This is a genomic window from Burkholderia sp. Ax-1719 (assembly GCF_011753055.1).
In the GTDB taxonomy this organism is placed as follows: Bacteria; Pseudomonadota; Gammaproteobacteria; order Burkholderiales; family Burkholderiaceae; genus Paraburkholderia.
Genome location: NZ_VWWJ01000001.1, coordinates 1 through 16022 on the forward strand (window position 1 = coordinate 1; position 16022 = coordinate 16022).

Here is a 16022-nt window from a genome sequence, read left to right on the forward strand (position 1 = left end):
CCGGCTTCCAGTAATCCGGATTGCCGTCGAAGCGGATCGTCGCGTCCTTGGTGTAGCTCTTGAAGATGAACGGGCCGGTGCCGACCGGGTTCTGGTTGATGTCGGCGGCCTTGCCGGCCTTCATCAGTTGATCCGCGTATTCAGCGGAAAGGATCGAGGCGAATTCCATCGCCATGTTCTGGATGAACGGCGCGTTCGGCTCGTTGAGCGTGAACTTGACGGTGTACGGATCGACCTTCTCGACCCTGGCGATCAGCTTGTCCAGGCCCATGTCCGTGAAGTACGGGAACGACACCGGGTACGCCTTGCGGAACGGCTGGTTCGGGTCGAGCATGCGCTGGAACGAGAACACCACGTCGTCGGCGTTGAACTCACGCGAGGGCTTGAAGAACGAGGTGGTCTGGAACTTCACGCCGTGGCGCAGGTGGAACGTGTAGGTCTTGCCGTCTGGGGAAACATCCCACGATTGCGCGAGGCCCGGTTCGACCTTGGTGCCGCCGCGTTCGAACTCAACGAGACGGTTGTAGACGGTGAACGTGTTCGCGGTGAAGTCGGTGCCGGTGGTGTACTGCGCCGGATCGAAACCGGCCGGGCTGCCTTCCGAACAGTAGACGAGTGTCTTGTTCGGAATGCTGTCGGCGTGCGCGAGCGGGGCGCCTGCAATCGATGCCGCTGCGAGCGCCACGAAGGACGTCATCCGTGCTGCACGCAACAGGTTGTTTTGTTTCATGTGTTCTCCGATTCGGTGCCAGCGCAAACTGGCATACAGCGATCTTGCTCGTGGGCGCGTTGAGTCCACGTCCATCGTATCGACGATGAAAATATCGTTCGTCACAGGGACGTGGTCGGGGAATTGATTGCCAGTGTCGTGCTGCCGGTTTCACGGCAGTTCACTGGCAGAACACTTCGTTGCCGGGGTAATGCGTGCATTACCCCGGGCTTGCAAGCCTGCGATCAGAAGGCGTGGTACATGCCAACGTTGGCTTGAACCTGGTTGCCGCCCGACGCGGTGTTGCCAAAGTCAGCAACCGAAGCCTGAGCGCCCAGCGCGTGGACGTACGCGCCCATCACGTAGACCGAGGTGGTCTTCGACAGCGAGTACGTTGCGCCCAGCGACACCTGGTTGATCGACGCCATCGTGCGGCCCTCAGCGGCTTGCGTAGGCGTAGCTGCCGAACCGTAGACGTACGTGTACTCAGCTGCCAGCGAGAGCGCGGGGCTCACGCGATACTGCATCAGGCCAGCCAGCACGTTGAAGTGGATCGACGGCTGACCGTCGAAGCCCTGATACTGCGCGTTCGAGTAACGCAGACCGGCCGTGACCGGACCGAATTCATATTGCCCGGCGATTTGAGCAATGCCCGCGCTCTTGAACGCATTGCCACCGTTGTAGCCCGACGACGGATAGCCCAGGGAGCCGCCGAACGACGGCTGCGCCGTTGCGTTTTCCCAGCCGCTCTCACCCTGATTGACGGCGCGGAAATAGCCGCCAGCAACCGTCAGTCCACCTTGCAGGTAGTCCGCAGCCACCGACCACGATTGACCCGAACCCGTTGCGCCAGCAACGCCGCCGAACGAATAGGCGCCTTCAACCTGGAAGCCGTGGAAGACCGGCGAGATGTATTTGACAGCGTTGTTCTGGTTCGTCGTGTTGTCGTTGTTGTCGACGTCGCCCGGGGTCGAGAATGCCGACGCCGAAATGCCGTCGCCGGTGATGCCTTGCACCATTTCCGTCACGGCGTCGATCTGGCGCCCCATGCGCACCGTACCGTACTGGTCCGACGCGAGGCCTACGTAAGCCTGGCGGTTAAACAGCGAGCGCGTGGAGCCAATCGGACCCTGGCCGTTGATGCGGCCGGTGCCGATATTGAAACCGTTTTCGAGTTTGAAGACGGCCGAAAGTCCGCCGCCGAGATCTTCCTGGCCTTTGAGGCCCCACTTGTTCGAACCCGACGCGCCGCCATCCTGGCTGACCTTGGAGTGACCGCCCACGTTGGACGTATAGCCGATACCTGCGTCGAGCATGCCGTACAAGGTAACCGACGACTGTGCCATTGCTGCCGAGGATGCTGCGAAAGCAGCAACAGCCATCACGCTGATCTTGATCTTGTTGTTCTTCATCTGTCTTTCACGCCTGGAATAATTTTTTGATTGATTGAAATGGGTCTCGTTTTATTCGAATGTCGATGACGATGTACGGCCTGCGCATCGCCTCATGCCGCGACGGCTAGCATCTCGTTCACACCAATGGGAAATGGAAGTCGTACACTTCGTCATCCTTACAATCTCATACAAGGCAGCACCCGAAGTTTTGGCTTCCAGTACTTCCTCGATAAAACAGCCCCGAGGTTTCGCCCCACACGACAACCGCCCCCCTGCTTCGGTTGCTGATCCAGCTATGCTGGCGCGGACTGATAATGTGCTGAGTCTCCTGTTTGCAGCACAAACGCCTTGCCTGCCGGTTCCAGCAAGACATCACCGTAGAGCGAGGTACGCAGCCGTGTCCGGCTTCCCACGTAAAGAAACCATATCAGGAACAAAAATTGGCGTCAAAATTTGTTTGATATAAGTAAATCTAGTTTGATGTACTTGCGCCTTTCCGACATTTCCCTTATATGACACGGCCTCCAACCCGTACGGGCGCAGTATCCGCGCCGTCACGTGGAGCTCGATGACGAGTTCGACGTGACGGTCAATAGGGGGAAATCTGGGGCTATCTGATTTTTCTATTTCGCCAGCGCGGCACCCGTTTTACCAGACGATCCGCGTATTCGGCAACGCTGCCCTGAGATCATCGACATTGCTGGCTTTCGTGCCGTAGAGCACCAGCTCACGCAGCCCGGTCAGGCCTTTCAGCACGTCGACGTTCTTGACCGGCGTGTTCGCGAGATACAGCTCCTGCAAACCCTTGAGCCCTTTCAGTGCATCGATATCCTGGACATCGGTGCGAAAGAGATTGAGCGTTTTCAGTTTCGTCAGATTGCTCAGGGCATCGATGTCCTCGACATCGGTATCGGAGAGGTTGAGCCGTTGCAGGTTAGTCAGCCCCTTCAGCGCGCCAATGTCCGTCACCGGCGTGCGCGAAAGAACCAGCGTATCCAGCTGAATCAGCCCTTTCATGGCGTCGATATTGTCGACTTTCGAGCCGTCCAGCACGAGCGTCGTCAGATTGGACATGTCCGCCAGCGCATCGATATCGCGAACCGGCGTGTTGGCGAGATACAGCGCCTGCAGATCGTGCAGATTTTTTAAGGGATCGAGACGGTCGACCTGCGTCTCGTTGAGATCCAGGACCTTGAGCGCAGTCAATTGACCAATGGGCTTGATGCTCTTGACATTGCGCGCGCCGCCCAGTTTGAGGGTGTCGAGGTGAGGCAGTTTCGCCAGCACATCCAGGTCGCGCACCTGGGTATCGCGCAGATCGAGTTGTTGCAGGTCGCTCAAGTCCTTCAGTGCATCGAGATTCGAGACTCCGGTTTCCCAGAGGTTGAGCGATTGCAGGCTCGTCAGTTCTTTCAAGGCATCGATGTTCTGAACCTGGGTTCGGTGCAGCACGAGCCGTTTCAGCGAGGGCATGCCCTGCAGCGCGTCGATGTTCCAGACCTGGGTTCCCGTGAGGTCGAGCGCCTCGACGTTATCCAGATCTTTCAGCGAATCGATGTTATCGACGGGCGTGTCCGTCAGGTTCAGTTCGACCTTGCGATCGAGCTTGTCAAGATGAGGAACCGCCGCCGCAAGCTGGGCTGTCGTCATGGTCGGCTTCGCCCGCAATGCGATGCACCCAGGCTCCGGTGCACTGGCGGCATCGCCGCCACCGTTGCAGACACCCGTGAAAAACCCGAGATCGCCTAGCGCATGTTCATCCAGTCTTTCCCGAAAAGGATGGAAGATCATCAGCAGGATGACGATCAGCACAACGATGCCGCCACACAGAATCCAGAATCCGGGGCGACGCGAAACTGACGGGCGCGCGCTTTCCGCGGCTGGCTGGGTGTTGTCGGGCGGGGTGTCGGCCACGGGCGGCTCCGTTTGTGCAGGATTGCCCATTTATACACGAAGAGCGGGGCCGCGCCCCGTCAGTGCCGTGTCAGCCAGGCGCGGCGCTCACGCCCGCGTCTGCCGGATGCACCTCGCCACGTCCTGCAACTGCCTGAATGCGGCGTATCGCGCGTCATGCAGCGCGGCGATGTCTCCGGTGGCCGGTTCGTGAACCTTGTCGATGCGCGACATCCGCGCCATTGCGCCGGGCAGGTCGCCGTACAGACCACCCGCCACCGCGCCCAGCATTGCCGCGCCCAGCAGCACGGGTTCTTCGGCCTTGGTCACGAGTACCGGCTTCGCCGTGGCGTCGGCCAGCAACTGGCGCACGAGCCCCAGCCGCCCGGCCCCGCCGCTGATCACCACGCGTTCGATCGGGGCGCCCGCCGCATCCTGAACCTCGATGATCTGACGCAAGCCGTAACCAATGCTGCAGATCCCGGCAACATAAAGTGCAACGAGGCTCTCCATGTCCGTCTCCATGCCGAGTCCCGCGACGATGGCCTTCGCATGCGGGTCGGCGAACGGCGCGCGGTTGCCAAGGAATTCCGGCACGACATGGAGATCGCGCGCGAGCTTCACCGCATCGGACAGCGTTTCGCTCGCCTGCGCCGCCAGGCCCGCAAGCATGGCGGGCAACGACTCGCCAGCCTGCGCCGCGCGGCCCTGCGCCTCGTGAGCCAGCGGATGCATGCCGATCAGCCGCTCGATGGCCGCCCCGGCGACCGATTGCCCGCCTTCGTTCAGCCAGGTCTGCGGCACCATCGCCGAAAAATACGGCCCCCACACGCCGGGGACGAACACCGGCTCGCGCGTGGTGGTCATCGTGCACGAGGACGTGCCGAACACATAGGCGAGACAGTCTTCGGGCGCGCCGTCGGCGCCCACCGTGCCGATACCGCCCGCGTGCGCGTCGATCACGCCCGCCGCCACCGGCGTTCCGGCGGCGAGCCCCAGCTCGGCGGCGGCCTGCGGCGTCAGCCCTTGCCCAAGCGCCGTTCCCGGTTCAACCACGCGTTGCCCGATGCGGACGAACTCCTCGTCGGCGAGCACGCCCAGTCCCACTGCGCGAAAGTAGCTCTCGTCCCAGCGGCGCTCGTGCGCCAGATAGGTCCACTTGCAGGTGACCGTGCACGTCGAGCGCGCCAGATCGCCGCTCGCGCGCCACGTGAGGAAATCGGTCAGGTCGAAGAACTGCCACGCCGCCGCGAACACGTGCGGACGGTGTTCCAGCAGCCACAGCAGTTTTGGCGTTTCCATTTCCGGCGAGATCGTGCCGCCAACATAGCGCAGCACCGCGTGGCCCGTATCGTTGATCCGCTGCGCCTGATCGACGGCGCGATGGTCCATCCACACGACGATGTCGCGCCCAGCCTGTTCCGTGGGCCCGACCGGCAGCGGCTTGCCGCCCTCTCCCAGCACGACGAGCGAGCAGGTCGCATCGAAGCTGATGCCGGCGATGTCGCCCGGCGCAAGCGCCGCCGCAGCGAGCGCGTCCTGCACGGCCCGGCAGACGGCGCGCCAGATTTCCGTGCTCGACTGTTCGACGATCGAGCCTCTCGAATGAAACACGCTGATATCGTGTTTCGCCGACGCCGCCATGCCGCCGTTCGCATCGAACACGCCGGCGCGGGCGCTGCCCGTGCCCACGTCCACGCCGATCACATAGCGCGCGCGGCTCGCCGCGTTCTCCTGCTTCTCTAAAGTCATTGCCGTTGCTCTATCCGGTGATGTGAGCGACGCCGCTCAAAGATCCACGCTGTTGGGCAGGATCACGAGATCGCGAATGGTCACGTTGCGCGGCCTGGTCAGCATGAAGATGACCGCATCGGCGACTTCCTTCGGCTGCATCAGGCTGCCGGAAGCCAGCGCTTCTTCCATCTTTGCCTTCGGCCAGTCGTCGAGCAGCGCCGTCACGACCGGCCCCGGCGCGACCGCCCCGACGCGCACGCCATGTTTGGCGACCTGGCGACGCGTGGTATGCACGAAGGCCTGCACCGCGAATTTGGACGCGGTGTAGATTGGCTCCCACACCACCGGCACGATGCCCGCAATCGAACTCGTAAACAGGATGTCGCCCGATTGCTGCGCAACCATGTGCGGCAGCACCGCATGCACGCTGCGAAACGCCGCGTTGATATTCAGGTTGAGCATGCGGTCCCACTCGTCGGGGTTGCCGTTCACCACCTCGCCGCCAATGTAGGCACCCGCATTCGCGTGAAATATGTCGAGACCGCCAGCCAGCTGGAGGATCTTCGGCAACATGCCGGAGACTTCCGCGGGCTCCAGCAGATCGACCTGCAGGGGCAACGCGTTCGGTCCCAGTTCCGCGCAGCATGCGTCCAGGCGCTCCTTCGCGCGGTCGATCAGCACCACCTTGGCGCCCTGCCCGACCAGCGCACGCGCGCACTCGAAACCGATCCCCGAAGCCGCACCCGTTATGGCGGCCACTTTTCCCTTCATGGATTCAGACATGAACGACTCTCCGGAATGCATTGGATTAAGCGCAATCAGGCGCGGCCGTGCGTAACGCGCGAGCGGCGCGCCAGCGAATCGACGATCACGGCGATGGCCAGCACCGCGCCGGTAATCATGAAACGCAGCGACGAAGACAGATTGAGGAGCGTGAGGCCGCTTGCGATCGACTGGATCACGATGATGCCGAGCACCGCCGACCAGGCGCTGCCGCGTCCGCCGAACAGACTCGTGCCGCCAATCACCGCCGCCGCGATGGCGTTGAGGTTGACGTCGCCGGTGCCGGCCTGCTGGCTCGCCGAAGCGAGGTGCGCCGCCGTCAGCACGCCGCCCAGCGCCGCCAGCGCGGCGCACAGCACGAAGGCGCTCGTATAGATGCGCCGCACGTTGATACCCGCGCGGCGCGCGGCTTCGCGATTGCCGCCCACGGCGTTCATCGAGCGCCCCCAGCGCGTGCGCGTGAGCGCATAGTTCATGGCGACAGTCAGCCCCAGGAACACGCCGAACATCAGTGGCACGCCGCGTCCGCGGTCGAGATACGCCACCACCAGTTCGAGGAACAGCGTGATGATCGCCGCGCGCGCGAGCAGGCCGCCAATCGAAGGCGCCGAAAGCCGGGCGGCGCGGCGGCGCTCACGCGTGCGCAGCCCAAGCACGACCATCGTGAGGCCCGGCAGCAAGGCCAGCACGTGCGAGACCACGGCGGGAATAATCATCAGTTGCCCGAAATTCACCATCGGAGAGCCGTAGGGCAAGTTGATCGAGCCATCCGAGCCAAGCAGATAGAGCTGCATGCCGAGAATCGCCAGCAGCCCGGCCAGCGTCGACACGAAACTGGGCATGCCCAGGCGGTTCAGCAGCAGCGCATACAGCGCGCCGATCACACCGCCGACGACGATCGCCGCCACGATGGCCAGCAGCACCGGCCAGCCCTCGTTGACCCACAGCACGCCCAGCATCGCCGAAGCAAAGCCGCTCATCGATCCCACTGAAAGATCGATTTCGCCGACCAGCAGCACACAGACGATGCCCAGTGAAATGACGCCGACCGTCGAGCAATCGAACAGCAGATTGACGAGGTTGTCGGCGGATAGAAAGACCGGATTCAGGCTGGCGAATACCGTCCAGATGATGATCAAGCCCACGATGACCGGCAGCGAGCCGAGGTCGCCCGCGCGAATCCGGTCGACGAATGCGGACAGGCTTTCGCCTGGTCCGCTGGCGTGCTTGACGCGCACATCGCTGCGGTCGAGCAGCGGGGCCGGCTGCGCGGCGCCCTGCGTTTCCTTGCTCATGATGATTCCTTTCATTGAACGTCCTGCCCCGCGTCCTGCCCGGCATCCTGCTGCGCGGCGCGGCGTCCCGCGCGGCGCGACACCGCGTTCTCGGTTGCGCCGGTAATGGCGGCGACGAGTTCCGCATTCGAAGAATCCGGATAGAACACGCCGTTGTTGCGCCCCAGGCGCAGCACGACGATGCGATCCGCCACGGCGCGTACATCCTCCATGTTGTGGCTGATCATGATGACCGCGTGACCGCGCTCGCGTACGCGCTCGATCAGGTTCAGCACCTCGGCCGTCTGCGCCACGCCGAGCGCCGCCGTGGGCTCGTCCAGCATGATCAGCTTCGGATCGAGCAGCAGCGAACGCGCGATCGCGACCGTCTGGCGCTGCCCGCCGGAAAGCGACGCAACCACATCGCGCACATCGGGAATGCGCGCGGAGAGTTCGTTGAGCAGCGTCCACGCGCGCACTTCCATCTGCACTTCGTCGAGCCGCATCGGGCTCAACTCGCGGCCCAGAAAGATGTTGGCGACCACATCGAGGTTCTCGCACAGCGCGAGATCCTGGAACACCGTGGCGATGCCCAGATCGAGCGCCGTGGCGGGATCGGTCAACGTGACCGGCTGGCCGCGAAACGTGATCGTGCCCGCGCTCGGCTGATGGACGCCGGCGAGCACCTTCACGAGCGTCGACTTGCCCGCGCCGTTGTCGCCGACGAGGGCCACGACTTCGCCCGCGTGCACGTCGAGTTCGATGTCGGTCAGTGCGGAGACCGCACCAAAATGCTTCGAGATGCCGCGCAGACTCAGTACGAGTTCGCCCCGCGCCGCTCGGGATGGAGAATTCTCAATCATGGACCCGGTCATGGTAGTACCTGCATTCGTAAAACCCGGGGACGGCGACCGCCGTCCCGGTGGATCGGCCTATCTGATCAGCGATGCGATTCAGTTTGCGATGCCCAGCTTCTTGCAGCCATCCGCGTAGCGACCGGCGCACAGATCCTTCGCGCTCGTAAAGCCCTTGTCCAGCACCTCGGCCTTGATGTTCTTCGCGGTGATGACAGCGGGTTTGAAGAGTTGCGACGGGGTGCTGAAGAGCGTGGTTTCGCCCTTGGGTTTGTCGCCCGAGAGGAAGCCCACCGCAACTTTCGCCGCCGCGCCCGCCACGATCTCGCTCGGCTTGAGGATGGTGTTGTACTGGTCGCCCGCCACGATCAGCTGCAGGCCCGCCAGCGTCGCGTCGTTGCCCGTCACGGGCGGTACCGGATTGACGCCGGCCGCCTTGAATGCGGCGATGGTGCCGCCAGCCGTGCCGTCGTTGGCGGCCACGACGCCGACGATCTGTCCACCGAAGCGTGTGATCTGCCCGCTCACCCATTGCTGGGCCTTGGGGGGCGCCCATTCCGGCGTGTCGTATTCCGAGAGCGTCTTGTAGCCGCTGCCTTCCAGTCCTTCGTGGATGCCCTTCTTGATGAGGCCGGCCGCCGCATCGGTAGGCGAGCCGTTCACTTCGAGCACGCCGCCCTTGCCAGTCGCCACACCCGCCTCTTTCAGGTGCTGCACGAGCGACTGCGCAATCGACTTGCCGATCTCCTCGTTGTCGAACGAGACGTAGTAGTCGGCCGGCGTAGAGGGGACGGGACGATCGTAGGCAATCACCTTGATGCCCTGACTCTGCGCCATGTGCACGAGCGAGGCCGCGGCCGTCGAGTCCACCGGATCGAGCACGATCACCTTCGCGCCCTGCGCGATCACCGAATTGAACTGTTGCTGCTGGGTCGAGGCATCGGCATTGGCGTTCTGGTACAGCACCTTGCAGCCCGCGCAGAGCTTCGCCATTTCCGCCTTGAAGCCGGGGAAGTCATGTTGTTCGTAGCGCGTCGAGGCGTGGTCGGGCATCAGGAACGCTACGGTGCCGCTCGGCGCGGCGAAGGACGCGGTTGCGCCGGTCAGCGCCAGGCCAAACAGGGCGGCGCCGATCAGATGGGTTGTGAGTCGGGTCATTGAGTGTCTCCGTTGTTAGAAAAATGCCGGTTCAGCGCATGCCGCCGGTGGACCACGGGTAAAGCTTCCCCACACCGGGCAAGACTGCCCGGTGCGACAACAGGTATGAGGCGCGAGGCGTGCGCTAGGCCGGCACGGTGGTCGGGTCGGCGGATTCGGCGGCGCTGGCGGCGTTGAGGCGTTGCCACGCGCGCCAGCGCGACGGCGACATCCCCTTGATCTGCAGAAACTGCCGGTTGAAATTCGAGAGATTGTTGAAACCCACCTGGTAGCAGATGCCGGTAATGCTCAACTCGTCGGACAGCAGCAACTGGCAGGCCAGGTCGATACGCAACTGGTTCACGTACTGCACGAACGGCACGCCCGTATGCCGACGGAAGTAACGCGAGAAAGCGCTGACGCTTTGCCCGGCGAGCGCGGCCAGATCGGTTTCGCGCAGTTCCTGTGACAAGTTCTTGCCGATGAACGTCAGCACGTGATTGATACGCGAACCGGCGTAGCGCGTCGGGTCGGCGTGATAGGCGGCGCTGGCGAGCCGCTGCGGCTCGGCGCTGCGCAGCAGTTGATCGAATAGCGCGATGAACAGCATGACGCGCCGAAGGCCTTGCGCACCAACCATCTCGCGCAGGATCGGCTCCACTGCGGCACCGGCCTCCGGGGCGAACAGCAGGCCAGAGCGCGAGGCGTCGAGCAGCGTTTCCACCCGCCGGAACTCCGGAAACGCTTCGATTGCGCGCGCCACGAAGGCCGCATCGAACTGCAGGACGAGACAACGTTCGTCGACGCGCTCGCCCGGCGGCACGCTGCTCACCCAGTTATGCGGCAAGTTGGGCCCCACCATCACGAGATTGCCCGGCACGAAATTGCCGATGTGGTCGCCAACGAAATACTTGCCCGTCGTGGCGGTGATCAGGTGGATCTCGTATTCGGGATGGAAATGCCAGCGCACCGTGCGATAGGGATAGCCATGCGCCCAGACCTTGAACGATTCCGCTGCCGGTACGGCGACCAGTTCGAGATCGGGCTGGTCGATCCTGGCGTGCCCGGCGTCCCGGTGAGTCATCCGATGGGTGATGGAATCGGCCCGATCAGTCATCGCGTCCTGCGTGGTGAGCATCTGTCTCCTCCTGCGGCGTTCCGTGCCTTGTTCGTTCTTTCTTGTCAGGCCCGCGTAACTGATAAACGCGCTAAACGCGATGAGCGCCGCCATGTCTGGAAATTACCCGTCCGCATGCGGATCGGCTACTAAAAATAAGACGCCCAACTGATACTTTTTTGCATACGGGAAAGCCCCCATCGCGGCCGATGTCAATTTTTGTGCATCGCAACGTCCGGCGCTTTGCCACTGCCCTATCTCCATGAGCCGAAAGCGCATTTCACATTACGAAAATCGCCCCGATTTTGCGTCGCGCGATCTTTTCGCCGGCCGAAAAGGCGTTTTACATCGCAAAAACACGCATCTATCTCATTGAAAATAAACAACAAATAATGTCTTATGTCTTATATAAGAGTTGGGCGACGCGGCGCTACTATTAAGTCATGCAGTGCGCTGCGAGAGACACAGCGACACGCCGAACCAACCAGTCAAACGCGTATCCCTATCAGGACCAATCAGGACCATCAGGAGAGACTCATGTCCCAATATCAAGACGACATCAAGGCAGTGGCAGGTCTGAAGGAACAGCAAGGCAGCGCCTGGAACGCGATCAACCCCGAATCGGCCGCCCGCATGCGCGCGCAGAACAAGTTCAAGACGGGTCTGGATATCGCGAAGTACACGGCGAAAATCATGCGCGCCGACATGGCCGCCTACGATGCCGATCCGGCCAAGTACACGCAGTCGCTGGGTTGCTGGCACGGTTTCATCGGCCAGCAGAAGATGATCTCCATCAAGAAGCACTTCAACAGCACCGACCGCCGCTATCTGTATCTGTCGGGCTGGATGGTCGCTGCGCTGCGCTCGGAGTTCGGCCCGCTGCCCGACCAGTCGATGCACGAAAAGACGTCCGTGAGCGCGCTGATCCGCGAGCTGTACACCTTCCTGCGCCAGGCCGACGCCCGCGAACTGGGCGGCCTGTTCCGCCAGCTCGACGCCGCTGAAGGCGCTGCCAAGGCCGCGATCCAGGAAAAGATCGACAACCACGTGACGCACGTCGTGCCCATCATCGCCGACATCGACGCCGGTTTCGGCAACGCGGAAGCCACTTATCTGCTGGCCAAGCAGTTCATCGAAGCGGGCGCCTGCTGTATCCAGATCGAAAACCAGGTGTCGGACGAGAAGCAGTGCGGTCACCAGGACGGTAAGGTCACCGTGCCGCACGAGGACTTCCTCGCCAAGATCCGCGCGATCCGCTACGCCTTCCTGGAACTGGGCGTGGATGACGGCATCATCGTGGCGCGTACCGATTCGCTGGGCGCGGGCCTCACCAAGCAGATCGCCGTGACGAGCAAGCCGGGCGATCTGGGCGACCAGTACAACGCCTTCCTCGATTGCGAAGAACTGTCGGCCGACGAACTGGGCAACGGCGACGTCATCATCAAGCGCGACGGCAAGCTGCTGCGTCCGAAGCGCCTGCCGAGCAACCTGTTCCAGTTCCGCGCCGGTACGGGCGAAGCGCGCTGCGTGCTGGATTGCGTCACGGCCCTGCAGAACGGCGCCGACCTGCTGTGGATCGAAACCGAAAAACCGCATATCGCGCAGATCGGCGGCATGGTCAGCGAGATCCGCAAGGTCATCCCGAACGCCAAGCTGGTGTACAACAACAGCCCGTCGTTCAACTGGACGCTGAACTTCCGCCAGCAGGCCTACGACGCGATGAAGGCCGCCGGCAAGGATGTGTCGTCCTACGACCGCGCCCAGCTGATGAGCGTGGAATACGACCAGACCGAACTGGCCACGCTCGCGGATGAAAAGATCCGCACGTTCCAGGCCGATGCGTCGCGTGAAGCCGGCATCTTCCATCACCTGATCACGCTGCCGACGTACCACACGGCCGCGCTGTCGACCGACAATCTGGCCAAGGAATACTTCGGCGATCAGGGCATGCTGGGTTATGTGGCCGGCGTGCAGCGCAAGGAGATTCGCCAGGGCATCGCCTGCGTCAAGCACCAGAACATGTCCGGTTCGGATATCGGCGACGATCACAAGGAATACTTCAGCGGCGAAGCAGCGCTGAAGGCAGCGGGTAAAGACAACACCATGAATCAGTTCTGATTCAGGCACGGCCTTCAAGTCAGACGCCAGCCAGCGATGGTTGGCGTTTTTTTATCGATTGGGCGTTTCGGCGGATTTCGGTCGCGTGCCCCAGAACAACACGGCTTCGATCAGGAAGAAGGCAGCAACCGGCACGATCGCCCCTACCTTACCGGCGATTTCATCCCCAAACCGGCTCGCCACATAGAGCAGCACGATCATGCTCAGTGCCATTCCCGGCGCGCCAAGCCCGCGCAGCGCCGCGCTGCGATGGTAGCCAAGCCAGAACGCCACTCTTGCGACAATCCAGACTACCGTGGTCGCCACCACGGCGCGCATTGCCTCGCCATCGGCGCAATAAGCCGCAAGGCCAAATAGCGCCGCGCCAAATACGATGATCTGCTCGACCGTGTTCTGCAGATACCGTTGATTGACGAGCAGCCTTCTTGTCTCGAAGCGCTGCAACGGATCGAACGCCGGAGATGTCAGCCGTTCATGCGCCACGGCTTCCACACCGGTCACGAGGCAGAACAGCACGGCCACGCAAAAGCATTTGAGCGTCAGTAGCATCCGGGCAGCGACGCCCTCCATGCCAGGCAACGGCGACATCCCGTGAGCAATGCCCAGCCAGAGCGCCAGCGCAATCAACGCCGAGACGGCGATGGCACGCATGCCCCGCGAGCGTTGCCGACGAAAATCGGATATATCCGGGTTGGGATCGCTCATGAATTTCCTCTCAGTTTCGGGCAGCGATGCATGGGCTCGCGTCGCGGCAAGCGCAATCAACTCGCGGATTCGAGCCGATTCCAGTCGATGCGATCGAAAATCGCCCGCAGTTTCGCGCCGCGCGCGGGATTCAACATCGTCGCGTGCGCGACATGTCCCGCGAGCGACGCGCGAAAATCCGCCCGGCCATCGCGATTCTGCGAAACCGGGCCGTGGCGGACACAATTGGTCAGCAGTGCTTTCAACGCGTCGAACCGGTCGCGCGCGAGATTCGGATGCCGGTTCACGACGACGCCCGCAAGCTGCTGCCGGACACCGCGCGCCATCACACGCGTCTTGCGCGGCTGGACCGTAAAACCCTCCTCTAGCGCGATAGCCGCGACCCAGAGCGGCAAGCGATCGGCCACGCGCTCCAGACGCGCCGCGCCGGAAAAGGCCAGATCGTCCGCATAACGCGTGTAGTCCGCGTCCAGCGAGCGGGCAAGCGCGGCCAGACGCGTATCGAGCCGGAATGCACACAGATTGGCAAGCGCCGGCGATGTCGATGCGCCTTGCGGCAGATGCCGCGCGCGCAGACGCTGTTGCTCGGTCCAGTCGAATTTGTCTTTCAACGCGCCGCAGCTCAACACGCGCACCGGCACACGATTGGTCGACAAAGCCGTCAATGCGCGCGAGACGGCAAGCGGATAACCGAGCGCGTGAAACGTGGCGTGAACGCGCGCCTGCGTGATCGACGCAAAGAAGTCCGCGAGATCGAGGCGAATCACGAGCGACTTATCCGCATGAGGCGCGGCGAACGAAACGATATTGCGCCCTTGACGAAACCCATGCGCGGCGTCGTGCGGCGGCACGTGATCGAGAAGACCGTGCAGTAGCTTGTGCTGCACGAAGCGCATGAGCGACTTCGGCCGCTCAATCAGACGATGCCGACCGTCGCGCTTTTCGCGCGCGTGATACGAATAGTGATGCAGGGGCGACGACGCCTCGCCGGGATCGACCCGCCAGCGCGTCGCGAGCCAGGCGAGATCGCTGTCGTTCAGTTCGAGCCATTCGGCAAGATCGCGCAGCGTGGGCAGATGCGGCAAGCCGATGTGCGCGAGTTGCGGCGGCGGTGGTCGCTGCGCCGGGGCGCGTCGAATGATGCGGATGATTTCGGGCGACGCTTGGCTGCTGAATGCCGCGACGATTGCGGGCGCATTTTCCAGCAACGGCGTCAGTTCATCGACCCGCGTGGCGTCCCAGCGGGATCCGAAGGCGTCGACCGCCTGCTGGGCGACTTCCTCCATCCATGCGCCGTATAGCCCGAACGTCGCAGTCAGCCGTGTCACAACGCCCGCCACTTCGGGCGCACCGGCAAGCATGGCGTCGCAGACAATGACGAGCGTGTTCCGGAAACCAGGTTGCATGATGGAAAGGCAAAGGCGGGACGATGGATCAACGTGCCAGTCTGGCGAGAGCTCATTTGCGCGTCAGCGCAACGCCGCTCTTGCGATGTATTGCGACTTGCGAGTCATCGGCGGGGTAGCCCCGCCGTCCGGGAGCGTGCTGCCTGATCCCGGGTCGTGCTTGACCCACCGCCCCGCGGACCGAAGATAAGCGCCGCGTATCGCGCGTGTCAAGCGCACCTCTGAAATCATCCCGTCACGGTGCAATGCGCCATAAAAAAGCGAGCCGCGGGATTCACTCCCGCGGCTCGCTTTGGCGTTTCCTCACCTCCCGGCTCGCCTCATCAGGCGATGCCGGAATATGGAAAAGCGGATCAGCCTGCCAGATCGGCCGGCAGTTTGCCGCCGTTCGCGGCCAGCGCCGCCATGACCTGCTTGTGCAACCAGATATTCATGCTCGCCGAATCGTTCATGTCGCCCGAGTACTTCAGTTCCTGCGCGAGTTGCTTGCGATGGTCGAGGCTGCTGTCCACGCCGAGCGCCTTCATCGTATCGACGATCGACACGCGCCAGTTCAGCGTCTGGCCGCTTTCGGACACGAGCTGGTCCATCACGGCCGCGACATCGACGTCGGTCAGCGGCGCGGGAGCCGGCGCGGCTTCGGGGGCGGCAGCCTGAGCGGCGGCTTGCGCCACTGCGGGGTCCGGCGTCGGCTCGACGGCCGGCGGCGTCTGGTCGGGCTTGGCCTTGTGGAACAGCTTGTTCACGATATCGCCGAAGATGCTCATTTGCTTGACTCCTATGGGGGTTGCTGGTTGCCGAGGCGGCGCCGCAGCGCCGTCTTTGCCTCGTCAGGCGAAGTATGCCGGAGCATGGAAAATCGCCGTCCTGAAAATGCCCTGAAATGTGCTTGTCACAT

The 16022-nt window shown here is 62.9% G+C and carries 13 protein-coding genes; 1 reads left to right on the forward strand and 12 read right to left on the reverse strand.

What is annotated here, in order from left to right; all coding sequences use genetic code 11:
* From F3J17_RS00005 to F3J17_RS00045, 9 genes are all read right to left on the reverse strand, one after another.
* A partial coding sequence (locus tag F3J17_RS00005) for an ABC transporter substrate-binding protein (protein ID WP_240160706.1) occupies positions 1-730 on the reverse strand: 730 nt, incomplete at its 3' end.
* Between the two features lie 224 nt (positions 731-954).
* Positions 955-2121, reverse strand: a complete 1167-nt coding sequence (locus F3J17_RS00010) for a porin (protein ID WP_167052572.1) — start codon at positions 2119-2121, stop codon at positions 955-957.
* Between the two features lie 630 nt (positions 2122-2751).
* On the reverse strand, positions 2752-4017 hold the full coding sequence (locus F3J17_RS36525; RefSeq protein ID WP_167052574.1) for a leucine-rich repeat domain-containing protein: 1266 nt from the start codon (positions 4015-4017) through the stop codon (positions 2752-2754).
* An 87-nt stretch (positions 4018-4104) separates the two neighbouring features.
* Positions 4105-5748, reverse strand: a complete 1644-nt coding sequence (locus F3J17_RS00020; protein ID WP_167052576.1) for an FGGY-family carbohydrate kinase — start codon at positions 5746-5748, stop codon at positions 4105-4107.
* A gap of 36 nt (positions 5749-5784) precedes the next feature.
* Positions 5785-6513, reverse strand: coding sequence for an SDR family oxidoreductase (locus F3J17_RS00025; RefSeq protein ID WP_167052578.1), 729 nt, complete (start codon positions 6511-6513; stop codon positions 5785-5787).
* Positions 6514-6548: 35 nt separating this feature from the next.
* Positions 6549-7808: a sugar ABC transporter permease gene (locus F3J17_RS00030; RefSeq protein WP_167052580.1), complete on the reverse strand. Its 1260-nt coding sequence runs from the start codon at positions 7806-7808 to the stop codon at positions 6549-6551.
* Between the two features lie 11 nt (positions 7809-7819).
* Entirely contained in the window at positions 7820-8650 is an 831-nt protein-coding gene (locus F3J17_RS00035) for an ATP-binding cassette domain-containing protein (protein ID WP_205194570.1), read from the reverse strand.
* A gap of 90 nt (positions 8651-8740) precedes the next feature.
* Positions 8741-9799 (reverse strand): sugar ABC transporter substrate-binding protein, encoded by a 1059-nt coding sequence (locus F3J17_RS00040; RefSeq protein ID WP_167052584.1) that lies wholly within the window; start codon positions 9797-9799, stop codon positions 8741-8743.
* Positions 9800-9923: 124 nt separating this feature from the next.
* Entirely contained in the window at positions 9924-10862 is a 939-nt protein-coding gene (locus F3J17_RS00045; RefSeq protein ID WP_167054340.1) for an AraC family transcriptional regulator, read from the reverse strand.
* A 570-nt stretch (positions 10863-11432) separates the two neighbouring features.
* On the opposite strand from F3J17_RS00045, the gene F3J17_RS00050 reads away from it, so the two are divergent.
* Positions 11433-13013, forward strand: a complete 1581-nt coding sequence (locus tag F3J17_RS00050) for an isocitrate lyase (protein WP_167052585.1) — start codon at positions 11433-11435, stop codon at positions 13011-13013.
* A 51-nt stretch (positions 13014-13064) separates the two neighbouring features.
* Here the strand turns inward: F3J17_RS00050 and F3J17_RS00055 are convergent, their stop codons facing one another.
* From F3J17_RS00055 to F3J17_RS00065, 3 genes are all read right to left on the reverse strand, one after another.
* A complete protein-coding gene (locus F3J17_RS00055) occupies positions 13065-13778 on the reverse strand; it encodes an MAPEG family protein (protein ID WP_167052587.1) in 714 nt (237 codons plus the stop codon).
* Positions 13775-15124 carry a reverse transcriptase family protein gene (locus F3J17_RS00060; RefSeq protein WP_167052589.1) on the reverse strand — a complete coding sequence of 450 codons (1350 nt, stop codon included), beginning with the start codon at positions 15122-15124 and terminating at the stop codon, positions 13775-13777. The genes F3J17_RS00055 and F3J17_RS00060 overlap by 4 nt, the downstream gene beginning before the upstream one ends.
* 353 nt (positions 15125-15477) lie before the next feature.
* Positions 15478-15891, reverse strand: coding sequence for a DUF3597 domain-containing protein (locus tag F3J17_RS00065; RefSeq protein WP_167052591.1), 414 nt, complete (start codon positions 15889-15891; stop codon positions 15478-15480).
* Positions 15892-16022 lie beyond the last annotated feature (131 nt).